The sequence below is a fragment of the Streptomyces afghaniensis genome, assembly GCF_044327915.1.
Classification (GTDB): Bacteria; Actinomycetota; Actinomycetes; order Streptomycetales; family Streptomycetaceae; genus Streptomyces; species Streptomyces afghaniensis.
Genome location: NZ_JBIRGJ010000008.1, coordinates 99,172 through 124,787 on the forward strand (window position 1 = coordinate 99,172; position 25,616 = coordinate 124,787).

Annotated in this window: 21 protein-coding genes and 1 riboswitch; of the genes, 8 read left to right on the forward strand and 13 right to left on the reverse strand. The window is 71.2% G+C overall.

Annotation, left to right across the window (positions count from 1 at the left end; translation table 11 throughout):
• The 10 genes from ACH4G3_RS29245 to ACH4G3_RS29290 all read right to left on the reverse strand — a co-directional run bounded on the left by ACH4G3_RS29245 (position 1) and on the right by ACH4G3_RS29290 (position 10,507).
• On the reverse strand, positions 1-477 hold the full coding sequence (locus ACH4G3_RS29245) for an FtsB family cell division protein (RefSeq protein WP_397627312.1): 477 nt from the start codon (positions 475-477) through the stop codon (positions 1-3).
• A 115-nt stretch (positions 478-592) separates the two neighbouring features.
• Complete coding sequence (eno, locus tag ACH4G3_RS29250) at positions 593-1,873, reverse strand: phosphopyruvate hydratase (RefSeq protein WP_128092713.1); 1,281 nt, start codon at positions 1,871-1,873, stop codon at positions 593-595.
• Between the two features lie 288 nt (positions 1,874-2,161).
• Complete coding sequence (locus ACH4G3_RS29255) at positions 2,162-2,842, reverse strand: transglycosylase family protein (protein WP_397627313.1); 681 nt, start codon at positions 2,840-2,842, stop codon at positions 2,162-2,164.
• A gap of 4 nt (positions 2,843-2,846) precedes the next feature.
• A riboswitch (cyclic di-AMP (ydaO/yuaA leader) is annotated at positions 2,847-3,013 on the reverse strand.
• A 228-nt stretch (positions 3,014-3,241) separates the two neighbouring features.
• A complete protein-coding gene (locus ACH4G3_RS29260) occupies positions 3,242-4,171 on the reverse strand; it encodes a transglycosylase family protein (RefSeq protein WP_397627314.1) in 930 nt (309 codons plus the stop codon).
• 154 nt (positions 4,172-4,325) lie between these two features.
• Positions 4,326-5,600: a cytochrome P450 family protein gene (locus ACH4G3_RS29265; RefSeq protein WP_397627315.1), complete on the reverse strand. Its 1,275-nt coding sequence runs from the start codon at positions 5,598-5,600 to the stop codon at positions 4,326-4,328.
• A 43-nt stretch (positions 5,601-5,643) separates the two neighbouring features.
• Complete coding sequence (locus ACH4G3_RS29270) at positions 5,644-6,624, reverse strand: nucleoside triphosphate pyrophosphohydrolase (RefSeq protein WP_397627316.1); 981 nt, start codon at positions 6,622-6,624, stop codon at positions 5,644-5,646.
• 67 nt (positions 6,625-6,691) lie between these two features.
• Positions 6,692-7,345, reverse strand: coding sequence for a SurA N-terminal domain-containing protein (locus ACH4G3_RS29275; RefSeq protein WP_397627317.1), 654 nt, complete (start codon positions 7,343-7,345; stop codon positions 6,692-6,694).
• A 268-nt stretch (positions 7,346-7,613) separates the two neighbouring features.
• Positions 7,614-8,357, reverse strand: a complete 744-nt coding sequence (locus ACH4G3_RS29280) for a GNAT family N-acetyltransferase (RefSeq protein ID WP_397627318.1) — start codon at positions 8,355-8,357, stop codon at positions 7,614-7,616.
• A 40-nt stretch (positions 8,358-8,397) separates the two neighbouring features.
• Positions 8,398-9,603 carry an MFS transporter gene (locus tag ACH4G3_RS29285; protein WP_397627319.1) on the reverse strand — a complete coding sequence of 402 codons (1,206 nt, stop codon included), beginning with the start codon at positions 9,601-9,603 and terminating at the stop codon, positions 8,398-8,400.
• A 127-nt stretch (positions 9,604-9,730) separates the two neighbouring features.
• Positions 9,731-10,507, reverse strand: coding sequence for an HNH endonuclease family protein (locus tag ACH4G3_RS29290; RefSeq protein ID WP_397627320.1), 777 nt, complete (start codon positions 10,505-10,507; stop codon positions 9,731-9,733).
• 164 nt (positions 10,508-10,671) lie between these two features.
• Here ACH4G3_RS29290 and ACH4G3_RS29295 point away from each other — a divergent pair, with 164 nt between their 5' ends.
• The 3 genes from ACH4G3_RS29295 (at position 10,672) to ACH4G3_RS29305 (ending at position 12,120) form a co-directional block, all read left to right on the forward strand.
• Positions 10,672-10,863 carry an Rv0909 family putative TA system antitoxin gene (locus ACH4G3_RS29295; RefSeq protein WP_397627321.1) on the forward strand — a complete coding sequence of 64 codons (192 nt, stop codon included), beginning with the start codon at positions 10,672-10,674 and terminating at the stop codon, positions 10,861-10,863.
• A gap of 94 nt (positions 10,864-10,957) precedes the next feature.
• On the forward strand, positions 10,958-11,719 hold the full coding sequence (locus tag ACH4G3_RS29300; RefSeq protein ID WP_397627322.1) for an SDR family NAD(P)-dependent oxidoreductase: 762 nt from the start codon (positions 10,958-10,960) through the stop codon (positions 11,717-11,719).
• A 26-nt stretch (positions 11,720-11,745) separates the two neighbouring features.
• Positions 11,746-12,120, forward strand: a complete 375-nt coding sequence (locus tag ACH4G3_RS29305) for a MerR family transcriptional regulator (protein WP_397627766.1) — start codon at positions 11,746-11,748, stop codon at positions 12,118-12,120.
• A gap of 13 nt (positions 12,121-12,133) precedes the next feature.
• Here ACH4G3_RS29305 and mfd read toward each other — a convergent pair whose 3' ends face one another.
• Positions 12,134-15,667, reverse strand: a complete 3,534-nt coding sequence (mfd, locus tag ACH4G3_RS29310) for a transcription-repair coupling factor (RefSeq protein ID WP_397627323.1) — start codon at positions 15,665-15,667, stop codon at positions 12,134-12,136.
• Between the two features lie 251 nt (positions 15,668-15,918).
• Between mfd and ACH4G3_RS29315 the strand changes: the two genes are divergently transcribed.
• Positions 15,919-17,352 carry a DUF2079 domain-containing protein gene (locus ACH4G3_RS29315; protein ID WP_397627324.1) on the forward strand — a complete coding sequence of 478 codons (1,434 nt, stop codon included), beginning with the start codon at positions 15,919-15,921 and terminating at the stop codon, positions 17,350-17,352.
• Positions 17,353-17,457: 105 nt separating this feature from the next.
• Here the strand turns inward: ACH4G3_RS29315 and ACH4G3_RS29320 are convergent, their stop codons facing one another.
• Positions 17,458-20,037, reverse strand: coding sequence for an ABC transporter permease (locus tag ACH4G3_RS29320; RefSeq protein ID WP_397627325.1), 2,580 nt, complete (start codon positions 20,035-20,037; stop codon positions 17,458-17,460).
• Positions 20,034-20,822: an ABC transporter ATP-binding protein gene (locus ACH4G3_RS29325; protein ID WP_397627326.1), complete on the reverse strand. Its 789-nt coding sequence runs from the start codon at positions 20,820-20,822 to the stop codon at positions 20,034-20,036. Before ACH4G3_RS29325 ends, ACH4G3_RS29320 begins: the two co-directional genes overlap by 4 nt.
• Before the next feature lie 441 nt (positions 20,823-21,263).
• Between ACH4G3_RS29325 and ACH4G3_RS29330 the strand changes: the two genes are divergently transcribed.
• The 4 genes from ACH4G3_RS29330 (at position 21,264) to ACH4G3_RS29345 (ending at position 25,521) form a co-directional block, all read left to right on the forward strand.
• Positions 21,264-22,757, forward strand: a complete 1,494-nt coding sequence (locus ACH4G3_RS29330) for an MFS transporter (protein ID WP_397627327.1) — start codon at positions 21,264-21,266, stop codon at positions 22,755-22,757.
• A gap of 20 nt (positions 22,758-22,777) precedes the next feature.
• Complete coding sequence (locus tag ACH4G3_RS29335; protein WP_397627328.1) at positions 22,778-23,302, forward strand: GNAT family N-acetyltransferase; 525 nt, start codon at positions 22,778-22,780, stop codon at positions 23,300-23,302.
• A 162-nt stretch (positions 23,303-23,464) separates the two neighbouring features.
• Positions 23,465-23,911: a DUF485 domain-containing protein gene (locus tag ACH4G3_RS29340; RefSeq protein ID WP_397627329.1), complete on the forward strand. Its 447-nt coding sequence runs from the start codon at positions 23,465-23,467 to the stop codon at positions 23,909-23,911.
• A complete protein-coding gene (locus ACH4G3_RS29345; protein ID WP_397627330.1) occupies positions 23,908-25,521 on the forward strand; it encodes a sodium/solute symporter in 1,614 nt (537 codons plus the stop codon). Before ACH4G3_RS29340 ends, ACH4G3_RS29345 begins: the two co-directional genes overlap by 4 nt.
• The last annotated feature ends 95 nt before the right edge of the window (positions 25,522-25,616 follow it).

Sequence of the window (25,616 nt, forward strand, 5' to 3'; positions counted from 1 at the left end):
TCACTGGTCAAAGGCGTCGGCCTTGTCGACCCCGTCCCAGACGTTCGAGTACCAGGGGCGGTCGGCCGCCCCGAGGTCGGCGTGCGACTGCTTCGCCGCGTGCGGGTCGACGACGATGAACCCCGTCTCCCCCGGCATGACGTAGTGCAACCGCTGCCGGATCTGCTGCTCCGCGTACGCGTCGTCCTGCCAGCGCGCCTTCTGGTCGCGCAGCCGTTCGACGCGCTGCCGGGCCTGCTGCTGTTCGCGCTGGAGGTCGTCGATCTCGGCGCGCTGCGAGACGTACTCCCGCATCGGGTAGGCCAGGGCCACGATCAGCGAGCACATCACCAGGGCGAGCAGCGCGGCCCGGCCGGTCAGCCGGGAGCGGCGCGCCTGGCGCCTGGTCTGGGAGCGGTAGACCCGGGCCGCGGTCTGCTCGCCGAGCAGCCGGATCCTGGTCGCGGTGGAGAACCGGTCCCGGTCCTTCACGGCCATGTCTGTCCGCCTCCCGCTCCACCGTCATACGCGCGTACGTCCCCGGACACGGTACGGGACCGAGTACGGGGACGTACGTACGACGCTGCCTCTTACGGGTCGGGCCTTTCGGCGATCAGCCCTTGAAGCGCGGGAAGGCGCTGCGGCCGGCGTACACCGCCGCGTCGTCGAGGATCTCCTCGATGCGCAGCAGCTGGTTGTACTTGGCGACGCGCTCGGAGCGGGCCGGGGCGCCGGTCTTGATCTGGCCGCAGTTGGTGGCGACGGCCAGGTCGGCGATGGTGACGTCCTCGGTCTCGCCGGAGCGGTGGGACATCATGCACTTGAAGCCGTTGCGCTGGGCCAGCTCGACGGCGTCCAGGGTCTCGGTGAGCGAACCGATCTGGTTGACCTTGACCAGCAGGGCGTTGGCCGCGCCCTCCTCGATGCCGCGGGCCAGGCGCTCGGGGTTGGTGACGAACAGGTCGTCGCCGACGAGCTGGACCTTGTCACCGAGCTTGGCGGTGATGGTCTTCCAGCCCTCCCAGTCGTCCTCGAACAGCGGGTCCTCGATGGAGACGAGCGGGTACGCGTCGACGAGCTCCGCGTAGTACTCGGTCATCTCGGCCGCCGAGCGCTCCTTGCCCTCGAAGGTGTAGACGCCGTCCTTGTAGAACTCGGACGCGGCGACGTCGAGCGCGAGGGCGATCTGCTCGCCGGGGGTGTAACCGGCCTCGTTGATCGCCTCGAGGATGAGGTCGAGGGCCTCGCGGTTGGAGCCGAGGTTCGGGGCGAAGCCGCCCTCGTCGCCGAGGCCGGTGGCGAGGCCCTTCGACTTCAGGACCTTCTTCAGCGTGTGGTAGACCTCGGCGCCCCAGCGCAGGGCCTCGGAGAAGGACTCCGCGCCGATCGGGGCGATCATGAACTCCTGGATGTCCACGTTGGAGTCGGCGTGCGAGCCGCCGTTCAGGATGTTCATCATCGGCACCGGCAGCAGATGCGCGTTCGGGCCGCCCAGGTAGCGGAACAGCGGCAGGTCGCTGGCCTCGGAGGCGGCGTGGGCGACGGCGAGGGAGACGCCGAGGATGGCGTTGGCGCCGAGGGAGCCCTTGTTGTCGGTGGCGTCCAGGTCGAACATGGCCTGGTCGATCAGGCGCTGCTCGGTGGCGTCGTAGCCGACCAGCTCCGGGCCGATCTGCTCGATGACCGCGAGGACGGCCTTCTCCACACCCTTGCCGAGGTAGCGGTTCGAGTCGCCGTCGCGCAGCTCGATGGCCTCGAAGGCGCCCGTGGAGGCGCCGGACGGGACGGCGGCACGACCGGTGCTGCCGTCGTCGAGGCCGACCTCGACCTCGACCGTGGGGTTGCCTCGGGAGTCCAGGATTTCCCGGGCTACGACGACGTCGATGGACGGCACGAGCATCTCCTTCTTCATGTGACGCGGGTACGCGGGCCGCGTGGACCCGGCGAGGCGCGGGCCGCGGTGGCTCGCGACATGAGCCTAACCGGCTCCGGGCGATCGGCCACCGGGTCGCCCACCCCATGGACAGAACCGAGAGTAAATTGTTTCCGAACGGAACAAAGCCGGATCGCAAAGACCGGCGGAAAAAACCCCGCCCCGGTGCGTACGGGGGAAGACGCACCGGGGCGGGGAACCCGTGGGGACGGGGATGGGCCGTGCCCGTGGGGACGGGCGGGGCGCTGCTTACTTCAGGTGCAGCTGCTGGCCCGGGTAGATCAGGTTGGCGTCCGTGACGATGTCCTTGTTCAGCTCGAACAGCTTCTCCCAGCCGCCCTCGACCTTGTGCTCGGTCGCGATGGAGCTGAGGGTGTCACCCTTGACGACCTTGTACTCGCCGTCGCCCTTCTTGACCTTCTTGCCGGTCGGGGTGGTGACGGTCTTCTGGGTCTTCTGGGTCTGGGCCGGGCGCTCGTCGGAGCGGGAGGCCGGCTGCTGCTCGGTCTGGCGGGTCTCGGTGGAGCCGCTGCTCTGCGCGGAGCCGCCGCTGTAGCCGGCGCTCGACAGACCCTTGCCGCAGACCGGCCAGGCACCCTTGCCCTGGCTCGCGAGGACCTTCTCGGCGATCTCGATCTGCTGCTCCTTGGTGGCCTGGTCGGCGGTGGAGGCGTACTTGGTGCCGCCGTAGCCGGACCAGGTGGAGGCGGAGAACTGCAGACCGCCGTAGTAACCGTTGCCGGTGTTGATGGACCAGTTGCCGCCGGACTCGCACTGGGCGACGGCGTCCCACTCGGAGGCGGTGGCGGCGGAGGCGTTGCCGGCCGCCATCAGCGGGGCGGCGACGGCGGCACCGGTGACACCGGCGATGGCGATGACCCGAGAGGCCTTGGACGGACGGCGGTGCGTGCCCTTGCCGGAAAACAGCATGGAGAGATCCCCTCACCGACGCCTGCGAGGTGAGCTGTCGGGTTCGGGCCGGTTGAGTTGCCCGGCCGCGTCCCTCCCGGGACACGGCTTCACCCCAAGCCCTTCCGGCACAACCGGCCGGTCGGGCACTTACCTTGGGTCCCCCGCTCCTGCCTACGGCGCTTGACGCGACGACTGTTCCCGTACGGCCGCTGGCAGGATTCGGCGTTGCGGCAGCCGGGGCTCGCGGTGGCGAGCGGTCATGACCGTAGACATGCGATCCGCGGAATTTCAAAGACGATCAGGGCTTCTGAGATCTATCTCTCACCGCACCGATAAGGGACATTAGCCGCGAACAGTGACGTGAACTCGCACGGTTTCAGGGTGACTTCCGCCGCCGTTTCCGTACTGCCCCACCGGCTACCTGTCGTCCGCTTCGCCCTCTACCGTGAGCTTCTGACCGGGGCGGATGAGGTTCGGGTCGGTACCGACGGCCGTCTCGTTCCCGACGTAGAGGGCGCGCCATCCGCCGCTGAGGTCGAGGGAGTTCGCGATGGACCAGAGAGTGTCGCCGGGCCGGACGGTGTAGGAGCCGTCCGTCGCCTCCCGGGAGGCTTCGTCGTCGCGCGAGGCGTGCCGTCCGGTGGACCCGGACGTACGGCCGTCCTCGCTCGCGGTGCCCTCGTCTGCACTGGGGCCGCGGTGGCGGCCGGAGGCGGTGCCGGTTTCGGTTTCGGCGGGTGCCGAAGAGCCGTCGTCCTGGCGGGAGTTGTCGGGCTTGTCACTCTCGGGGGCGGGCGACGGGTCCTGTGTCGAAGACTCGGCGGAATCGGACGACTTGTCGGACTTGTCAGTTTCGTCCTCCGGAGTCGATTGCCCGTCAGAGGGCGACTCGGTGGAGTCGAGCAGTCCGGGCGAGTCCGTCGGCGCGGACGAGTCGGAGGAGCTGGACGAGTCGGACGTGTCCGAATTCTTGTCCTGCTCAAGGCCGGAGAGCAGCCCGCAGGTGCGCCACGCGCCGACCCCCTGGTCGGCGAGGATTCTCTCGGCCACGGCTATCTGCTGGGAGCGGCTGGCCAGGTCGGCGCTCGGGGCGTAGTCGAGGCCGCCGTGGTTCTCCCAGTCCTCCTGGGACAACTGGAGGCCGCCGAAGTACCCGTTGCCGCTGTTCTGGCTCCAGGCGCCGCCGGTCTCGCAGTCCGCGACCCGGTCCCAGGTCGTGCCGTCGGCCGCGCTGGCACCGGAGGCCCCGAGGAGCGGAATCGCGATGGCGGAGCCGGTCACCCCGGCCGCGACGAGGAGAGCCGGAGCCTGGCGGGGGCGACGGTGCCGACCGTTCCCGGAGAGCATACGGAGACCTTTCGCGAGACAGCAGTGACCGGCGCGGCGCCGGGTCCCCCCAGGGCCGCGCTGATGATGGGTGAACGTATCGGCAGACGATCACTTGTCACAAGTTCATGCCGCGCAGATCACGTGAAGATCACAGGTCTGATGTTTCGTCACTTCATGCCGCCGAGAACTCCACCGGCAGCGTGCGCAGCCCGCGCATGATGAGGCCGCCGCGCCATCTCAGCTCGGCCGGGTCCACCGCGAGCCGCAGGTCCGGGAGGCGGGTGAGGAGCGTGGCGAGCGCGGTCTGGCCCTCCAGACGGGCCAGCGGGGCGCCGAGGCAGTAGTGGATGCCGTGGCCGTAGCCGAGGTGCTGGTTGTCGCGGCGGGCGAGGTCGAGCACGTCCGGATCGGCGAACCGCTCCGGATCCCGGTCGGCGGCGGCCAGGACGACGAGGACCGGGTCGCCGGGCGCGATGTGCTGCCCGCCGATGGTGAGCGGCTGCGTGGCAAACCGCCAGGTGGCGAGTTCGACCGGGCCGTCGTAGCGCAGGAGCTCCTCGACTCCGGTCTCCAGGAGGCCGGTCTCCCCGGCGGCGAGGGAGCTCTGGAGGCGCGCGCGCTGCTCGGTGTGGGTGAGCAGGGCGTAGGTGCCGTTGCCGATCAGGTTCACGGTCGTCTCGAAACCGGCGAACAGCAGGATGAAGGCCATGGCCGCGGCCTCGTTCTCGGTGAGGTGCTCGCCGTGGTCGGAGGCGCGGATGAGCCCGGAGATGAGGTCCTCGCCGGGGGCGGGCTCGTCGGGCAGCGCCTCCCTCTTGCGGTGGATGAGGTCGGCGAGGTAGCCGCGCATCTTCTTCACGGACCGCGCCACGCCGCCCCGGGGCCCGCCCTGGTGACGGATCATCATCCCCGCCCAGTCGCGGAAGTCGTCCTGGTCCTCGCGGGGGACGCCGAGCAGGTCGCAGATGGCGTAGATGGGGAGCGGGAAGGCGAACTCGTGGATGAGGTCGGCGGACCCCTTCCGTGCGAACCCGTCGATGAGCCCGTCGGTGAGCTCCTGCACCCGGGGCGCGAACTCGGCGACCCGGCGGGGCGTGAACGCCTTGGAGACGAGCCGCCGCAGCCGGGTGTGGTCCGGCGGGTCGATGTTGAGCAGGTGCGTCATCAGCTCGGCCTTGCGCTCCCCGGGGATCCCGGTCTTGCCCTTGGCGTGCGCGGGCTCGTCGTGATGCGCCGGGTTCTTGGAGAGCCGGTGGTCGGCGAGCGTCTGCTTGGCGTCGGCGTACCGCGTGACCAGCCAGGCCTCCACGCCGCTGGGGAGCCGCGTCCTGTGGACGGGGCTGTGCTCGCGGAGCCAGGCGTAGGCGGGGTAGGGGTTGCTCGCGAACTCCCAGGTGAAGAGGTCGGGAGCGGCGGCCGGGGTGCTGGGCTGGGGCTGGTCGGTCACTCCCCGACGGTATCCGGCTCCCCGCCCCCTCCCTCGGCCGGTCTCAGCCCTGCTCCGCCTCCCTGATCGCGTCCCGGTACGCGCGGGCCGCCGCTCGCAGGGCCGCCTCCGGGTCGACGCCCTCCGCCTCCGCACGGACGGCCAGAGCCAGCAGGTCGTAGCCGATGCCCTCCACCGGCGGGAGCGGTATGTCCAGGCCGGCGGTGCGGGCCCGGGACGCCAGCTTGGCGGCGAGGGCCAGGCCGGGCTGGCCAAGAGGGATGCCCTCGGTGATCGAGGTGCGCTGCTTCTCGACCGCCTTGGTGCGCAGCCAGTGCGCCTTGACCTCCTCGGGCGTGGTTGCCGTCTCTTCGCCGAAGACGTGCGGGTGGCGGTGAATCAGCTTGGCGACGATGCCGGCGGCGACGTCGTCGATGGAGAAGGGATTAGCCCCGTCCTCCGGGCTGCCCTCCTCGGCGATCCGGGCGTGGAAGACGACCTGGAGGAGCACGTCACCGAGCTCCTCGCGCAGCTCGTCGCGGTCGCCCTCCTCGATCGCCTCGACGAGCTCGTACGCCTCCTCGATGCCGTACTTGGCCAGACCCTTGTGGGTCTGCTGGGACGACCACGGGCATTCGGCGCGGATACGGTCCATGACCTGGACGAGATCGAGGAGGCGGGCGCCCGGCAGGTCGTAGGAGGCGGGGAGCAGCTCCAGCTCGGGCATGGCGACACGGCCGGTGCCGGCGAGGCGGGCCAGGCCGTCCGTCAGGGCCGGCTCGCCCTCGCCCGTCGCCACGACGACCACCGTGCGGCCGCCGGCGCAGGCGTCGACCAGCTGCTCGGCCGTCGGGGCCGCCTCGTCGACGGTGATCCCCGCCTCGCGCAGATACGGCAGCTGCGGGTGCGCGCCGTCCGCGCACAGCACCTGGTCGGCCGCGTGCAGTGCCTGCCAGGCGGGCCAGGACAGCAGGCCGGGGGCGACGCGGTGGCTGGTCGTGAGCAGGACGATGCGGCCGGTGGCTTCGGGGCTGTTGGCGTTCACGATTCGAAGCTATCCCACGCCGCCGACAGCCCCGGACGTCATCCCCGTGCCTCCGGGGACAGACGCCCTACATGTTCCGCTGCGCCTGCGCCTGCGCCGCCGACACGTCCCGCACCCACGGCGTCTTCGCGTCGGCGCGGCTGCTCTTCTGGACGTCCCAGGTGCCGTAGCGCGGGTTGAGGTCGACGTTCAGGTCCTTGGAGGCCTCGGACAGGGCCTTCCAGAACTCTGGACGGTTGGTGTCGGTGCCGAGTTTCCGGGCGAGCTTCTGGGCCTCCAGCTGGAGGCGGAGGTTCTCCTCGAGGCGCTCCGGCGGGATTCCGTACTGCTGGAGCCAGGTGGTCTCCAGTGCCTTGGCGCCGCCGGCCTGCTCCTCGAGCCCGGACCGCATCTCCTGGATCTCTCTGCGGGTGACGGTCACACCGGCGTCCTGGGCGGCGCGGTGCAGCACCCGGTCGAGGATCATGGTGTGCAGGGTGTCGCGGGTGAGCGTGCCGGTCCCGGCGATGGCCTGCTGGTACTGGGCGTCGTCCCGCACGGCCGCCCGCTGGGCCGCGCGCACCTCGCCGACCCGTTCCTCCAGCTGGGAGACGGTGATCCGCTGGCCGCCCACCACGGCCGCCGCGCCGGGATGCGCGTCGTTGCCGCAGGCGGTGAGAAGGGGCGCCGCAGCGGCGATCGCGGCGGTGAGGACGAGCGCGGTGCGACGGCGGCGGTGCAAGGAGACCTCCCGAGGAGATTGTGCGACGGTGCACAAGGTCTTGCGGTGATCGATGGTAGGCAGTGGCCAGGCTCTGGCCAACCCATTCGACCAACGATTCACCGGGACTTCCGGCACCGCCGCGCGGGCCGTGCCGGGAGGGGAACCGTGTTCGGGGGGTCGGCGCGGTTCCCTCCCGGGTCTTCGGGTCTGGGGATCACCGGTGCGATGAAGTGCGCTGGGCGTCGAGCCCGCTCCCGGACTCGCCGCGGTGGCGGGCCCCACCTGGTCACAGGGAATGCCGCATCCACACGTTGGGCTCGACGTACACCGCGTACCCGCGCTCCGGCTCGCAGCGCACCGGCACCAGGGCGCCGGGCACCTCGACGTCGCCCCGGGTGTCGAAGGGCAGCCCCGTCCAGCGGCGCCAGTCCGCCAGTGAGGCGGCCACCGTCATGGACGCCGGTGCCACGGAGTCGATCGTGGCACCGGCCCGGGCGTGGACCCGCAGCCACGGGTCCTGGGGCAGGCCGTCGGGGCGGACCCGGTGCGCGTACTCCTCGATGGGCGTGTGCGGTTCCAGGTGCTTGGCGTTGGGGCGGACCGGGGCGACGACCTCCCGGAAGCCGCGCGCCCGGGCGTTGTCGCGCATGGCCGAGAGCATCGCCCCGGACAGGCCGCTGCCCTGGGCGTGCGGGGCGACGGAGATCGAGATCGCGCTGACGGTGTCGGGGCGGACCCCGCGGCGCAGGTCGGAGAACGCCCACACGAGGACCGTGTCCCAGCCGTTCGCGGGCAGTTGACCACGGCCCTCGGCCTTCAGGGCGAAGGGCACGCTGAAGCCGTTCGCGACGACCTCGCCCTGCTCGTCCTCGGCGAACAGGACGTACTCCGGGAGTTCGGCGGCGATCCGCGGGAAGTGCGCGGCACCGACGAGGTCCTGGATCGCGAACTCCGGCCAGCTGTCCGCCATCCCGACGACCCGCCCCAGCATGTCCGGGCGGTCGGCGAGGCTCGATATCTTCGGCTGCATGCGGCCACGGTAAGCGTGCGGCGGCACGGCCGGAACCGAATTACCGCGTGGGGACACGGTCCGCCACCTGCGAAGACCTGGCCTGCCGTGCGGCGATGACCATGACGACCGTGGACAGCAGGGCGATGCCGGCACCGACGTAGAGCGGTGAGGTGTAGCCCAGGCCCGCGGTGATGGCCAGGCCTCCGAGCCAGGCGCCGAGGGCGTTGCCGACGTTGGACGCGGACACGTTGGCGCTGGCGGCCAGTGCCGCCCCGTGCGCGAAGTCGGTGACACGCGTGATCATCCCGGGCACACTGGCGAACCCCGTCACCCCCATCACGAACACCAGCACGACGGAGGCGGTCGCGCTGCCGGCCAGCAGCCCGAACAGGGCCAGGGTGAGGGTGAGTCCGAGCAGGGAGAGGACCAGGGCACGGTCACGGTCGCGGTCGGCGGCGCGCCCGCCGACCAGGTTGCCGACGACGAGTCCGACGCCGTAGACCATCAGCAGCCAAGCGACGTCCGCCGAGGCGAAGCCGCTGACCTCCGTGAAGGTGTAGGCGATGTAGCTGAACGCACCGAACATCCCGCCGTAGCTGAGCGCGGTGGCCGCCAGGGTCAGCCAGACCTGCCAGGACCGGAAGGCCCGCACCTGCGCCCGCAGGCCGCTGGGCGGGACCGGGTCCGGGTCCGGCTCGCCTGCCCCAGTGGCCGGTCGGGGCGACGCCGGCACCAGCGCGGCGATTCCCGCCAGTGCCAGTACGCCGATCGCGGTGACCGCCCAGAACGCCGCCCGCCAGCCCCAGCGCTCACCGAGCAGCGCGCCGAACGGCACGCCCAGCACGTTCGCCACCGTCAGTCCGGCGAACATGATCGCCACGGCCTGGGACTTCTTCTCCGGCGCCACCAGACTGCGCGCGACCAGAGAGCCGATACCGAAGAACGAACCGTGGCACAACGCGGCGACGATCCGCCCGAGCAGCATCACCGGGTAGTCCGGCGCGATGGCGGAGAGCAGGTTCCCGAGGACGAACAACGCCACCAGGCCGACCAGGACCTGCTTGCGGGGCAGCCGTGCCGTCGCCGCGGTCAGCGCGATCGCTCCCACCGCGACACTCAGCGCGTACCCGGAGATCAGCCAGCCCGCAGCCGCCTCGGACACCGTGAAACTCGACGCCACCTGGGGCAGCAGCCCGGCGATGAGGAACTCGGTCAGACCGATGCCGAACCCACCGAGCGCCAGCGCGACGAGTCCACTCGGCATCCGGCACTCCCCGATCGGGCACACGTCACTCGTTCAGCGACCTCATCCGTCACCTCAGCACACCGGATCGGAGTTTGGAAAGGGCTTTCCGGCCGAGCGGCAGCCGCATCGGCGGTCCGGTGCCGTGTCAGCCGCCGCACTGCTCCAGCATCATCCGCTTGTCCGCCGCCGTGACGGGAAGCGCGTACTTCAGCGACACCTGGGCGAAGCGCACCGCATAGGCGCAGCGGATCCGCTTGTTCGGAGGCAGCCAGGACGCCGGACCGGAGTCGCCCTTCGAGCCGTTGGTCCGCCCGTCCACCGGGACGAGGTTGAGCGGGTCGTTGGCGATGGCCTCCCGCTTGTCCTTCGTCCAGCGCGAGGCGCCCATCTGCCAGTCGTAGGACAGCGGCATGACGTGGTCTATCTGGACCTTCGTCGCACGGGACTTGGTCCACTCGATGACCTTGCCGGTGTACGGGTCGTGCAGCGTCATCGACATGACGACGCAGTCCGAGCCCGACCGGAAGCGAAGGTCCTCCCCGTCGCGTTTGAGGAGGTCGTTGCGTGAGTCGCACCCGTTGCGGGCGAAGGGGACGTCGGCCGGTGCCGAGTCCATCCAGGCGTAGCCGAACTCGTCCCGGTCGTAGCCGGTCCTGGGCCCGCGCCCCTTCGTCTCCACCTTCTCGATGACGGCACGGGCCCGCGCCTTGTCCTCGGTGGAGGTGATCGCCGCCAGGCCCGGCTTCGTGCCGTCCGGGTTGTCCAGCGGGCTCACGGCCCGTCCGTCACCGGCCGCCGGCACGCCGGAACCCGAGGGTCCGCCGCCGTCCGCGGGCGGGGTCAGGCCTTCACAGCCGGCCAGCGCCGAACCCGCGAACATCATCGCGACGGCCAGTGCCGCCCCGCCCCTCAGACGCCTCACCGTGCGCCCCTCCCTGCTTGCCTGTTCCGCCTCCGCACGGGCGGCGTGTGCCTGGTCACCACGGTAGCGAGGGAGAGGTCCAGACCACATCGGATCTAAACGGGCATTCCTCGCATGCCGCGCGTATCGTCGGTTCTGAGTCACCTCCGGAGGGAGTTTTCTGAATGGGCATCTTCGACAAGTTCAAGAGCCAGGCACGGAGCAAGGGCAGGCATCGCTCCGACTCCGCGGAACAGAAGATGAACGAGAGGACCGGCGGCAAGTACGAGGACCAGGTCGACGCCGGGCAGCAGCGGGTAGAGGGATCGCTCGGCATGGACCGCGACCGCGACCGCGAACGGCCCGACCAGCAGTAAGGCCTCCACCCTCAGAGGCCGTCCGCGGTGAGACAGCTCCTGCGGGCGGCTTCGCTTGACCCTGACACTGACGTCAGGGTCCGACCATCTCCGCATGGCATCCCCGCATTCGAAGACCCCGCGCACTGTTCTTGTCACCGGCGCCGGTACCGGCATCGGCCGGGCCACCGCCCACGCGTTCGCCGACGAGGGCTCCCAGGTCGTGGCGGTGGGCCGCCGTGCGGCGCCCCTCGCCGAGACCGCCGCTCACGACCCGGCCCGCATCAGCCCGCTCGTCGCGGACATCACGGCCGCCGACGGCCCCGAGACCATCGTCCGTACGGCACTGGACCGGCACGGCCGCATCGACGTGCTCGTGAACAACGCGGGCATCGTCAACTCCCAGTCCCTGCGTACCTACACGCGTGCCGCCGCCGAGACCCTGCTCGCGACGAACCTCCTCGCTCCCGTCCTGCTCGTGCAGGCCGCGCTCCCGGCTCTCCAGGACAGCCGTGGCGTGATCGTGAACGTGACGACGTCCGTCGGGCAGCGCGCCTGGCCGGGCAACTCCCTGTACGCGGCCGGGAAGGCGGCCCTGGAGGTGCTCACGCGCAGCTGGGCGGTCGAACTCGCCCCGCTGGGGATCCGGGTCGCCGCCGTGGCGCCGGGAGCGATCGACACACCGATCGGCGAGCACTCGGGCCACACCCCGGAGCAGCAGGCCGCGATCCGCGCGTGGCAGCTCGCGCACACGCCGCTCGGCCAGGTCGGACGCCCCGCGGAGGTGGCGTGGGCGATCGCGCAACTGGCCTCCCCGCAGGCGTCGTTCGTCACCGGTGTGATCCTCCCGGTGGACGGCGGCGCGGTCGTCGCATGAGACTGACGCGCATGGCGGAACGACGTATGCGGATCGGTGAACTCGCCGAGGCGACCGGCACGACGCCGCGCGCCCTGCGCCACTACGAACAGGCGGGGTTCATCGCCTCGCGACGCGCAGCGAACGGCTACCGCCTGTACGACGCCGGTACGGCCGTCCGCGTCCGCAACGTCCGCCGGCTGCTGGACGTGGGCCTGACGCTCGACGACGTACGGGTGTTCCTGCCGTGCCTGGACGGCGGCGACGTCACGGCCGGGCCCGCCTCCGAGGAGGCGCTCCGGGTCGCCGCCGGCCGGCTCGCGGTGCTGGACGCGCGCATCGCCGCGCAGGTCGCGGTCCGCGACCGGCTGGCGGCGGCCCTGCGCGAGGCCACCGGCGCACGCGTGCGACCGGTGGCCTGACAGAACGTCGGCGTCAGGAGCCCAGCACCGACGTCAGGAACTCCCCGACCCACGCCAGCAGATCGCGCCCGACCAGCGGCTTCCCGCCGACCTTCGCGGTCTTCGGGCGCGGTACCAGCACCTGGTGCACGGCCGGCTTGATGACGACTCCGGGGTACAGCCGCTTGACCCGCAGCTCCTGCGACTCGCGCAACTCCACGGGTGCGAACCGGATGTTGGTGCCCTGGAGCACGATCTCACCGACGCCGCACGCCCGCGCGAGCATCCGCAGTCCGGCCACGAGCAGCAGGTTCTCCACGGGCTCGGGCAGCTTGCCGTAGCGGTCGACGAGTTCCTCGCGTACGGCCTTGACGTCCTCCTCCGTGTTGGCGGAGGCGATGGCGCGGTACGCCTGGAGCCGGAGCCGCTCGCCGGGCGCGTAGTCGTGCGGGACGTGCGCGTCGACGGGCAGCTCGATCTTGACCTCGAGCGGCGGCTCCTCCTCGATCTCGCCGGTCTCCAGCTGGCGGCGGTAGTCGGCGACGGCCTCGCCGACCATCCGTACGTACAGGTCGAAGCCGACGCCCGCGATGTGGCCGGACTGCTCGCCGCCGAGCAGGTTGCCCGCGCCGCGGATCTCCAGGTCCTTCATCGCCACGTACATGCCGGCGCCCATCTCCGTGTGCTGGGCGATGGTCGCCAGCCGCTCGTGCGCGGTCTCGGTCAGCGGCTTCTCCGGCGGGTAGAGGAAGTACGCGTACCCGCGCTCGCGGCCCCGGCCCACCCGGCCGCGCAGCTGGTGCAGCTGGGACAGGCCGAAGGTGTCGCCGCGCTCCACGATGAGGGTGTTGGCGTTGGAGATGTCGATGCCGGACTCCACGATGGTCGTGGACACCAGCACGTCGAACTTCTTCTCCCAGAAGTCGACGACGACCTGCTCCAGCGCCTGCTCGGACATCTGGCCGTGGGCGGTGGCGATGCGCGCCTCGGGGACGATCTCGCGCAGCCGGGCGGCGGCCCGGTCGATGGACTCGACGCGGTTGTGGATGTAGAAGACCTGGCCCTCGCGCAGCAGCTCGCGGCGGATGGCGGCGCCGATCTGCTTCTCCTCGTAGGGGCCGACGAAGGTCAGCACCGGGTGCCGTTCTTCCGGCGGTGTCGTGATCGTGGACATCTCGCGGATGCCGGTCACCGCCATCTCCAGCGTCCTGGGGATCGGGGTGGCGGACATCGTCAGGACATCGACGTTCGCGCGGAGCTTCTTCAGCTGCTCCTTGTGCTCGACGCCGAAGCGCTGCTCCTCGTCGACGATGACCAGGCCCAGGTCCTTGAACTTGGTCTCCGACGAGAACAGGCGGTGGGTGCCGATGACGATGTCCACCGAGCCCTCGCGCAGGCCTTCCAGGACCGCCTTGGCCTCGGTGTCGGTCTGGAAGCGGGACAGTGCCTTGACGCTCACTGGGAACTGCGCGTACCGCTCGCTGAACGTCCCGAAGTGCTGCTGCACCAGCAGGGTCGTGGGCACCAGGACGGCGACCTGCTTGCCGTCCTGGACGGCCTTGAAGGCGGCCCGCACCGCGATCTCGGTCTTGCCGTAGCCGACGTCGCCGCAGATCAGCCGGTCCATCGGGACCGACTTCTCCATGTCCTCCTTGACCTCGGCGATGGTGGTGAGCTGGTCGGGCGTCTCCGCGTAGGGGAAGGCGTCCTCCAGTTCGCGCTGCCAGGGGGTGTCCGACCCGAAGGCGTGACCGGGGGCCGCCATGCGGGCGCTGTAGAGCTTGATGAGGTCGGCCGCGATCTCCTTGACGGCCTTCTTGGCGCGGGCCTTGGTCTTCGTCCAGTCCGCGCCGCCCAGGCGGTGCAGGGTGGGGGCCTCGCCGCCGACGTACTTGGTGATCTGTTCCAGCTGGTCGGTGGGGATGTACAGGCGGTCGCCGGGCTGGCCGCGCTTGGCGGGCGCGTACTCGACGACCAGGTACTCGCGGGTCGCGCCCTGCACGGTGCGCTGCACCATCTCGATGTAGCGGCCGACGCCGTGCTGCTCGTGGACGATGTAGTCGCCCGGCTCCAGGGTGAGCGGGTCGATGGTCTTGCGGCGGCGGGCCGGCATCCGGGCGCCCTCGCGGCCCGCCGCCCGCTGGCCCGTCAGGTCGGTCTCGGTCAGTACGGCTAGTTGGAGGGCCGGGTCGACGAAGCCGTGCTCGATCGAGCCGCACGCCACGTGCACGACCGACGGGGAGATCTCGGCCAGGTCGGTGTCGTGACGGGCGGCGATGCCCTCGCCGCCCAGCACCTCGACCGTACGGGCGGCCGGGCCGTGCGCCTCGGTGACGAACACCGTGCGCCAGCCGTCGGCGAGCCAGCCCTTGGTGTCGGCGAGGGCCTTGGCGGTGTCGCCGCGGTAGGTCTCCGGGGCGTGCATGCCGAGCTTCAGGGTGTCCGCGTCGAGTTCCTCGTCGGCGGCGAACGGCGACACCGACCACCACATCATGTCCAGCTCGCGGGCCCGGTCCCGGACGTCGGCGATGGACCACAGGGAGGCCGCGCCGACGTCGATGGGCGCCTCGCCGCCGCCGGCGGTGGCCGCCCAGGAGGCCTGGAGGAACTCCTGCGACGTGGCCACCAGGTCCGACGCGCGCGTGCGCACCCGCTCCGGATCGCACACGACGGCCATGGCGCCCTTGGGCAGCACGTCGAGCAGCAGCTCCATGTCGTCGACGAGGACCGGCGCGAGGGACTCCATGCCCTCCACCGCGATCCCCTCGGCGATCTTGCCGAGCAGTTCACCGAGCTCGGGGTGTTCCTCGGCCAGGGCGCGCGCACGCGCGCGGACGTCCTCGGTGAGCAGCAGCTCGCGGCACGGCGGCGCCCACAGGCCGTGCTCGGCGACTTCGAGGGAGCGCTGGTCGGCGACCTTGAAGTAGCGGATCTCCTCGACGTCGTCGCCCCAGAACTCGACGCGCAGGGGGTGTTCCTCGGTGGGCGGGAACACGTCGAGGATGCCGCCGCGGACGGCGAACTCGCCGCGCTTCTCGACGAGCTCCACGCGCGCGTAGGCGGCGGCCGCGAGGGCGTCGACGATCTCGTTCAGGTCGGCGCTCTGTCCCGTCCTCAGGGCGACCGGCTCCAGGTCGCCGAGGCCCTTGACCTGCGGCTGGAGCACGGACCGCACGGGCGCCACGACGACGGAGACGGGGCCGGTCTCGGGGTCGTCGGGGCGGGGGTGGGCCAGGCGGCGCAGCACGGCCAGACGGCGGCCGACGGTGTCGCTGCGGGGGCTGAGCCGCTCGTGCGGGAGCGTCTCCCAGGACGGGTACTCCACGATCCCCTCCGGCGGGAGGAGGGAGCGCAGGGCCGCGGCCAGGTCCTCCGCCTCGCGGCCCGTCGCCGTCACCGCCAGCACCGGGCGGCCCGTGTCGCGGGCCAGGGCGGCGACCGCGAAGGGGCGGGCCGCAGGGGGGCCGACCAGGTCGACGTGCATGCGGTTGCCGTCCGCGGCCGCGTTGATCGCTTCCGCGAGGGCGGCGTCCTTGGTTACGGCGTCGAGCAGACCGTGCAGGCTCATTCGGGGATTTTTCCGTCCAGGGGTGGGCAACACGACGGGCCCGACGCGCGCCGCGGGCCGGGGGTCTCCAGCGTACGACGATGCGCGTCCGCGCGGCGGGGCTGTGGACAACGCCTCTTCCGGTCAAGCGCGTGCGGGGTCAAGAGGGAATCGGCCGCCCAACCTTCACAACATCACCCCCACCCGTTGATTTCGCCACGGCATGATCGGTCCGGTCCCCCGAGCGGTACCCCCCACCCGTAAGGCACGGCATGCCTGCCCCCGCCCTCCAGGCCTCAGAGCCCCACATACCGACGCCGGTCGCCCTGCCCCGCGACCCTCTGCACCCGGACCGCGCGCGGTGGGACCCGTGGATCCTCGCCGCCGCCCTGTGCGCCGCCTACGCGGCCGTCTCCGTCGGCCGTTACCGGCACATGACGACCCTCTCCTGGGACCTCGGCATCTTCGAGCAGGTCGTGCGGGCGTACGCGCATCTGCGGGCGCCGGTGGCCGACCTCAAGGGGCCCGGCTTCGACATCCTGGGTGACCACTTCAGCCCGGTGACGGCCCTGCTCGCGCCGGTGTACCGGCTGTTTCCCTCGCCGGTCACGCTGCTGGTCGCGCAGGCCGCGCTCTTCGCCCTGTCCGCCGTACCGGTCACCCGCGCCGCCGCCCGGCTGCTCGGCCGCCGCCGCGGTCTCGCGCTCGGCCTCGCCTACGGACTGTCCTGGGGTCTCCAGCGCGCCGTCGACTTCGACTTCCACGAGATCTGCTTCGCCGTCCCGCTGATCGCCTTCTCCCTGGAGGCCCTGCTCGCGGACCGTCGGCGCGCGGCCCTGTGCTGGGCGCTTCCCCTGGTGCTGGTGAAGGAGGACCTGGGGCTGACCCTGGCCGCGATCGCGCTCGTCGTCGCGTGGCGGGCGCGCGGCTCGTCGCCCCGGACGGTCCCGTACGCGCTCGGTGCCGCGGTGTTCGGCGTGGCGGCGACGCTGCTCGTCCTCACCGTGGTCATCCCGGCGTTCAACACCTCCGGGACCTACGACTACTGGACCAAGGTCAGCGAGTCGGGCAGCCCCGCCGACGGCCTCGGCACCAAGCTGCGCACCCTCGCCTGGCTGCTGATCCCCACCACCGGACTGCTCGCCCTGCGCTCCCCGCTGCTGCTGGTGGCCCTGCCGACGCTCGGCTGGCGCTTCCTGTCCGGGGACGAGCACTACTGGGGCACCGACTGGCACTACAGCGCGGTCCTGATGCCGGTCGTCTTCCTCGCCCTGGCCGACGCCCTCACGACCGCGCGCACGAGCCCCCGCCCGTGGCTGAACTCGTACGCCGCCCAGCTGCCGGCCGCCGTCGCCGCGGCGGCCCTGGCGCTGACCACCTCGCTGCCGCTGGCGCAGCTCACGCAGGCCGGCGTCTACCGTGAGCCCGCCGCGGTGTCCGGCGTCGAGCGGCTCCTGGCGCGGATCCCCGACGGCGCCACCGTCGAGGCCAACGTCGGCCCGATCAGCCGCCTGACCTCGCGCTGCCGGGTCCTCTGGCTCGGCGGCACCCAGGGCATCACCCCCGAGTACATCGCCCTGGAGAACATCGACGGCAGGTACCGCGACCCCGTGGGCTACGCCCGGCGGCTGCACCCCGGCGCCGAGTACGCCGTCGCGGGCAAGGCCCACGGGTACCTGGTCCTGGAGCGACGGACGGCGGGCTGACACCGGGTGCTCCCACCCTGTCCGAGCAGCGGGCCCGCCCCGGAGGCGGAAACCTCCGGGGCGGGCCCGTCCTCCGCAACCCCCGTGTGCGGTGGCCTTGGGCGGCTACTCGGTCGCGATCGCGTTCAGGACGTTCATCCGGCCCGCCCGGAACGCCGGGACGAGCGCCGCGAACAGTCCCACGAACGCCGAGCTGATGAAGACGCCGGTGATCGTCGGCCAGGGGATCTCCAGGACTCCCAGGCCCTCCAGGGCGAGAAGCTGCTGTGCGGTGGCGCCCCAGCCCATGCCCAGTCCGAGGCCCAGCAGGGCGCCGAAGAGAGCGATGACGACCGACTCCATGCGGATCATGCGGCGCAGCTGGCGGCGGGAGAGGCCGATCGCCCGCATCAGGCCGATCTCCCGGGTGCGCTCCACCACCGACAGGGCCAGGGTGTTCACCACGCCCAGGATGGCGACGATGATCGCCAGGGCCAGCAGGCCGTAGATCATGTTGAGCAGCTGGCCGATCTGGTCCTTCAGGGCTTCCTTGTAGTCGGTCTGGTCGCGCACGGTGTACTGCGGGTAGTCGTGCAGTGCCGACTTCAGGGACTTGTAGGCGGCGTCCTGCTGCCCCTCCTTGGCGCTGGCGAAGAGCAGCGAGTCCAGCGGCATCTTGTCGGCCGGGACGTACTTGGCCATCGTGGCGATGGAGGTGTACATCGCGCCCGCGTCGATCACGACGTCACTGCTGGTGATCGCCCGGACCGTCAGGCCGGCCGTGGAGCCGTCCTTGAAGGCGACCTTGATCGTGGAGCCGAGGGTGATGCGGTGGTCCTTGGCGAACTTCTCGTGGACGGACATCGAGTCGGGCTTGTAGGCGTCGGGCAGCTTGCCGGCGACCGTCTCGGTGCGCAGGTCGGTCGCGTACGACGGGTCGGCCGCCGTGATCGCCGTGTCCTTGAGCGTCTTGCCGTCGGGGGTGGTGAAGTCGGCCTTGGTCCACTTGTACTCGGTGACCCGCTCCACGTCCGAGGCCGACTTCGCGGCCTTGACGGCCTGCGGGGTGATCAGCTGGCCGCTGTCGGACTGGATGATGAAGTCCGTGCCGACGGTCTTGTCGAGCTGGTCGGTGGCGGACGCCACCATGGAGGAGCCGACCACGGACAGGCACGCCACCAGGGCGAGGCCGATCATCAGCGCGGCGCCCGTCGCGCCGGTGCGGCGCGGGTTGCGCAGGGCGTTGCGCTCCGCCATGCGGCCGACGGGGCCGAACATCCGCAGCAGGACGGCGCCGAGGACGCGGACCACACCGCCGGCGAGCAGCGGGCCGATGACGACGAAGCCGATCAGCGACAGCACCACGCCGAGGCCGAGCCAGAGCGAGCCCTCGGTGGCTTTGTCGGCCTGTGCCGTCAGGTACAGGGCGGCACCGCCGGCGCCGGTGAGGACCGTGCCGATCACACCGCGGATCCAGCCGGCCCTGGCGTCCGCGGGGGCTCCCGCGTCGCGCAGTGCGGCCATCGGGGAGATCTTGCCGGCGCGCCGGGCGGGCAGGTAGGCGGCCAGGACGGTGACGACCACACCGAGGACGAGACCGACCACCGGGGTCGTCCAGGCCACCGTCAGGTCGTCGGTGGACAGTTCCATGCCCATCTGGCCCATGAGCTTCATCAGACCGACCGCGAGGCCGACGCCCGCGCCCACGCCGAGCACCGATCCGACGAAGCCGAGCAGCAGCGCCTCGACCAGCACGGAGCGGTTGACCTGCTTGCGGGAGGAGCCGATCGCCCGCATCAGGCCGATCTCGCGGGTGCGCTGGGCGACCAGCATGGAGAAGGTGTTGATGATCAGGAAGATGCCGACGAGGAAGGCGATCCCGGCGAAGCCGAGCATCGCGTACTTCATGACGTTCATGAAGCCCTCGACGTCCTTCTGGTTGGCGTCGGCGGTCTCCTTGGCCGTCTTCACCTGGAAGCCGGCGCCCAGTTCGGCCGCGACGTTCTTCTTCAGCTGCTCGTCGCTGACGCCGGAGGCCGCGGTGACGTTGACGTTGGTGTAGACGCCGGTCTCGCCGACCAGGGCCTGCTGGGCGGTCCTGGTGTCGAGGTAGAAGATCGCCGCGCCGGGGTTGGTGACGGTGAAGTCGGCGATGCCGGAGATCTTCGCGTCGTGGGTGCCGACCGCGCTGATCACGCCGATCTCGTCACCGAGCTTCAGGTCGTGCTTGTCGGCCGTGTCGGCGTCGACCATGATCTGGTCGGGGCCCTTGGGCGCCGCACCGGAGGTGATCTTCATGGTGCGGGCTTCGTTGCTGTTCCAGCCGCCGACGATCGTCGGGGCGCCGCTGGAGGGCGACAGGTTGTCCTTGTCGCCGTCGACGACCGTCACCGAGGTGGAGAACACCGCGCCCTCGGCGGACTTCACACCGTCGGCCTTGCGCACCTCTGCGAGCACGGAGGCCGGCATGACCGGCGGCTTGCCGTTGTCGGCGGTCGTCTCACCGCTGTCGGAGGCGCCCTTGGCACTCACCGTGACGTCGGAAGAGGTGGCCGCGAAGAGCTTGTCGAACGTCGTGGACATGGTGTCCGTGAAGACGAGCGTCCCGCAGACGAAAGCCACCGACAGCAGGACGGCGATCGCCGAGAGCGCCATGCGTCCCTTGTGCGCGAAGAAGTTGCGCATCGAGGTCTTCATGACGGTCATGACGTGCGCCCCCGGGCGTCGAAGTCCTTCATGCGGTCGAGGACGGCCTCCGCGGTCGGCTTGTACATCTCGTCGACGATGCGGCCGTCGGCGAGGTACAGCACCCGGTCCGCGTAACTGGCGGCGACCGGGTCGTGCGTGACCATCACGATGGTCTGGCCCAGCTCGTCCACGGACCGCCGCAGGAAGCCGAGCACCTCGGCACCGGCGCGCGAGTCGAGGTTTCCGGTCGGCTCGTCCCCGAAGATGATCTCGGGCCGGGCCGCCAGCGCCCGCGCCACCGCGACGCGCTGCTGCTGGCCGCCGGACAGCTGGGTGGGCCGGTGCTTGAGCCGGTCGGCGAGCCCCACGGTCTCCACGACCCGCGTCAGCCACGCCTTGTCCGGCTTACGGCCCGCGATGTCCATGGGCAGCGTGATGTTCTCTATCGCGTTGAGCGTCGGCAGCAGGTTGAACGCCTGGAAGATGAACCCGATCCGGTCCCGGCGCAGCTGCGTGAGCTTCTTGTCCTTCAGGCCGGTGATCTCGGTCTCGTCGAGGTAGATCTGCCCGCCGGTGACGGTGTCGAGCCCGGCCAGGCAGTGCATGAGCGTGGACTTGCCGGACCCCGAGGGGCCCATGATCGCGGTGAACTGGCCGCGTGCGATGTCCACGTCGACGTGGTCGAGGGCGACGACGCGGGTCTCACCGGTCCCGTACGCCTTCACGACCTGCCGCGCCCGCGCGGCAACGGCCGTACGCCCTCCAGTACCCCCGTGCCTGGGAATGGTCACAGCCGATGTCACGGTATGTCTCCTATATCGGTCAGCAGATGGTGAAGGCGGTCGCCTGATCGACAGCCGCTGTACGCGAGGCCGGACGACGAATCCGTCCGACGCGCTTCAGTCTCGCGGCGGGGAGGGGTCCCGCGCCCTGGTGCTCAGCGCAGTCTTTTCCTGTGGAAAACCCCACCCCCGCCGGTGTGCAAACCCGCCCCCCGGCGGCGTAAAGCCAGGTTAAGGACCGGCCCCCGTACGTCTCGTCCTCCGCCGGTACGAACCCTCCCCAGGTCGTAGTACGGAGGTACCCCTAGGGGCAGTCCACCGAAGGGTGGAGACCGTCTCAGGGTTGCCTCCACCCGTCGGCCAACTCAGGCTCCACCCTCCCGCAGCGTCAGGGTCAAGTGCGAAGCTGTCGGGCGGCAGGTAGGTGCAGGGGGCAGGCAGACGCGAGGGGGAGGACCCGGGGTGGGAAGCACCAGTTCCGCGGCACGTGAGGCCGCACGTCCCGCCGCGACGGACCGGCGCGGAGCGGTCGTCGCCGCGCTGATGCTCTCGATGGCGCTGGCGGCGCTCGACGCCACCATCGTCTCGACCGCCGTCCCGCAGATCGTCGGGGACCTCGGCGGTTTCTCCGTCTTCTCCTGGCTGTTCTCCGGCTACCTGCTGGCCGTGACCGTCACCCTGCCCGTCTACGGCAAGCTCTCCGACACCTTCGGCCGCAAACCGGTCCTCGTCGCGGGCTCGGTGGTCTTCCTCGTCGGCTCCCTGCTGTGCGCGCTGGCCTGGAACATGGGGGCGCTCATCGCGTTCCGCATCGTGCAGGGGCTGGGCGGTGGTGCGCTCCAGGGCACGGTGCAGACGCTCGCCGCCGACCTCTACCCGCTGAAGGACCGCCCCAGGATCCAGTCGAAGCTGTCCACGGTGTGGGCGGTCTCGGCGGTCGCCGGCCCGGGTATCGGCGGTGTGCTCGCCGCCTACGCGGACTGGCGCTGGATCTTCCTGGTCAACCTGCCGATCGGCGCGGTCGCGCTGTGGCTGATCGTCCGTCACCTCCACGAGCCGCAGCGGGAAAGCGGCGGGCACGCGCGCGTGGACTGGGCCGGCGCGCTCGCGGTGTTCGCCTGCGGCGGTGTGCTGCTCACGGCCCTGGTCCAGGGCGGGGTGGCGTGGCCGTGGCTGTCGGCGCCCTCACTCGCCCTGTTCGGTACGGGACTTGCCCTGGTCGCGGTCGTGGTGCTGGTGGAGCGCCGGGCGGCGGAGCCGGTCATCCCGGGCTGGGTGTGGCGGCGCCGTACGATCGCCGCGGTCAATCTCGCCCTGGGCGCGCTGGGCCTGCTGATGGTGGCGCCGGCGGTGTTCCTGCCCACCTACGCCCAGTCGGTGCTGGGCCTCGCGCCGGTGGCCGCCGGATTCGTGCTCTCCGTATGGACGTTGAGCTGGCCCGTATCGGCGGCGCTGAGCCAGCACGTGTACCGCAGGATCGGCTTCCGCAACACCGCGATGCTGGGCATCGGAGCGGCCGCGCTGATCCTGTTCGCGTTCCCGTTCCTGCCCTATCCCGGGCAGGCCTGGCAGCCGACCCTGCTGATGCTGCTGCTCGGTGCCGCGCTGGGACTGTTCCAGCTGCCGCTGATCGTCGGTGTGCAGTCGACGGTGGGATGGGCGGAGCGCGGCACGACGACCGCGTCCGTGCTCTTCTGCCGCCAGACCGGCCAGACGATCGGCGCGGCGGTCTTCGGCGCGGTCGCCAACGGGGTGCTGGCCGCCCGGCTCGGCGGTGCGGGCGACCTCGACTCGGTGACCCGGGCCCTCGGTTCGGGCACCGCGCCGGAGGCGACCCGGCGGGCGATCGCCGACGCGGTGCACGCCGTCTACCTGGGCGCGTCCTGCGCGGCTGCGGTGGCGTTCCTGGTGCTGCTGTTCCTCGCGCCCCGGAAATTCCCGGTGCTCAAGGACTGACCGTACGTATCCTCCCGCCCATGCTGACCTTGGAACGGCTCCGGGCCGATCACGCGGACGCCCTGCTGGCCTTCGAGCGGGAGAACCGGGCGTACTTCGCCCGCACGGTGCCGGACCGCGGGGACGCCTTCTTCACGGCGGAGGGGTTCGCCGAACGCCTCCGGGCGCTCCTCGCGGAGCAGCACGCGGGCGTGTGCCGCTTCCATGTCGTCCTGGACGAGGAGGGGAACCTGGTCGGCCGGGTCAACCTGCTCGACTTGGCGGACGGCTGCGCCGAACTCGGCTACCGGGTGGGCGAACGGGCCGCGGGCCGGGGCGTGGCGACGGCGGCCGTCGCCCAGGTGTGCCGCCTCGCCGCCTCCGACTACGGGCTGACCTCCCTCACCGCGGTCACCCATCTGGACAACCGGGCCTCCATGACGGTCCTGGCCCGCAACGGCTTCACACGCGTCGAGGACACCACCGTGGACGGCCGCCCCGGAGTCCGCTTCGTGCGGCGGAACTTGGACTTCGCGCCACCGGCACCGTCGGCGAACGAGAGTTAACGCCGGTAACACCCGAGGTCAAAAAGGTAAGCGCGTACCGACCGATCAGTTTGCCCAAACCCTCGCGCATCCGGGTACTCCGAAGTAACGTGCGTGGCCGCCCGCCCCCCAACCTCCCTGCGGTCCGCCGCACCGGAACCGACCCGCGCAAGGAGCACCGGGATGTCCTACGACCCGCCGCCACCGTCCTACCCGTACCGCCCGCCGGAATCCTCGCCCTCCTACGACACCTACCCCTGGGTGCCGCAGCAGCCGCCCCAGCCGCCCGAACCGGCCGGGCGGCGCCCTCAGCGCCACACCGCGCTCGGGCACCACAGCGACCTGCGGGTGCTGCGCAGCGCCTACCGCTGGCAGCGGCGCGTGGCCACGCTCACCGCGCTCGGCTACTTCGTCCTGTTCCTGATCCTGTCGGCGTTCGCACCGTCGTTCATGACGAGCACCGTCACCGACGGCCTGCCCACCGGTCTGCTGCTCGCGCTCGTCCAGGTCCCTGTGACCTGGCTGGCGATCGTCCTGTACGAGCAGACGGCCCGCCGCCGCGTCGACCCGATCGCGGACCGGATCCGCAAGCAGGCCGAACTGGACGCCAAGCGGGAGGCGACGCGGTGACCACCGAATTCAGCGGCAACGCCCAGTCGATGTCGCTCGTGGGCTTCACGGCGGTGGCCACGATCACGCTCCTGCTGTGCGTGATGACGGGCCCGGACCGGGACGACCTCGACGAGTTCTACACCGGCTACAGCTCCCTGTCCCCCATGCGCAACGGCCTGGCGATCGCCGGCGACTACATCTCCGCCGCGACCGTCCTCGGCACGGGCGGTGTGATCGCCCTGTTCGGCTACGACGGGACCGTACTGGCCCTCAGTACGGCGCTGTCCCTGATGCTGCTGATGTTCCTGCTGGCCGAACCGCTGCGCAACGCGGGCCGGTTCACCATGGGCGACGCGCTGACCCGCCGTATGCCGGGACGCGGCGTCCGGATGACGGCCTGCGCGGTGACCCTGGCGGCGCTGGTGCCGCTGATGGTCGTGCAGCTGGCGGGGACCGGGCAGCTGATGGCGTTCGTCCTCGGCTTCTCCGGCGAGTCGTTGCAGACGGGCTGCATCATCGGCGTGGGCGCGCTGATGATCAGTTACGCGGCGATCGGCGGGATGAAGGGCACCGCCCTCATCCAGATCCTGAAGATCGTGATGCTGCTCGGCTCCGGCATGGTGGTCGCGGTGCTGATCCTCAACCGGTTCGACTGGGACCCGGGGGCCCTGTTCGACGCGGCCGCCGCGAAGAGCGGTGTGGGCTCGGCGTTCCTCTCCTCGGGCCTGCAGTTCGCGAGCGGTCCGAGCCCCGACCTGGACATGATCACCGCGCAGCTGACGGTCGTCCTCGGCGGTGGCGTACTGCCGCACGTCACCATGCGCATGTACACCGCCTCCAGTGCCCGGCAGGTGCGGCGTTCGATGTCCTGGGCGGTGTCGGGCGTGGCGTTGTTCGTGCTGATCATCACGGTCGTCGGCTTCGGCGCGACCGCGCTGGTCGGCCGGGCGGTGATCGCCCAGGTCGACCCGCAGGGCAACACGGCGTATCTGCTGGGTTCGCAGGCGGCGTTCGGCGCGGACGTGTCGTCGGCGGAGACCTTCCTGTTCACGACCGTCACCACGGCCGTCTTCCTCACGCTGCTCGCCTCGGTCGCCGGGATGATCCTCGCCTGCGCCAACTCCCTCGCGCACGACGTGTTCGCGGCGCGGGTGCGGGAGATGTCACCCCGCCGCGAGATGACGCTGGCCCGCCTCTCCGCACTGGCAGTGGGCATCCCTGCGATCCTCCTGGCCACGCTCGTCCAGCATCGCAGCCTGCAGCCCCTGGTGACGCTGTCCTTCTGCCTGGGCGCCTCGGCCATCGCGCCCGCGCTGGTCTACAGCCTCTTCTGGCGCCGCTACACCCGTACGGGCCTGCTCAGCACCCTCATCGGCGGCTCCCTGGCGGTCCTGCTGCTGATGCCGGGCACCAACCTGGTCTCCGGCTCGCCCGTCTCCGCCTTCCCCGACGCCGACTTCAACTGGTTCCCGTTCACCACCACGGGCCTGCTCTCCATCCCCCTGGGCTTCGCCTGCGGCTGGCTGGGCACGCTGGCCTCCGGCCGCCGCAAGTCGGAGGAACAACGCCACGAGTACGAGGCGGTGGAGGGCTGGATCCTGGCAGGCGCGGTACGCAGGAACCGCTGACACGGAGCCGGCCGACGGCCGACGGCTGCCCCCGCACGCACCCGTCGACCGTCGGCCGACATCGCCCCGCCGACGTCGCGCGGAAGCGACGGCCG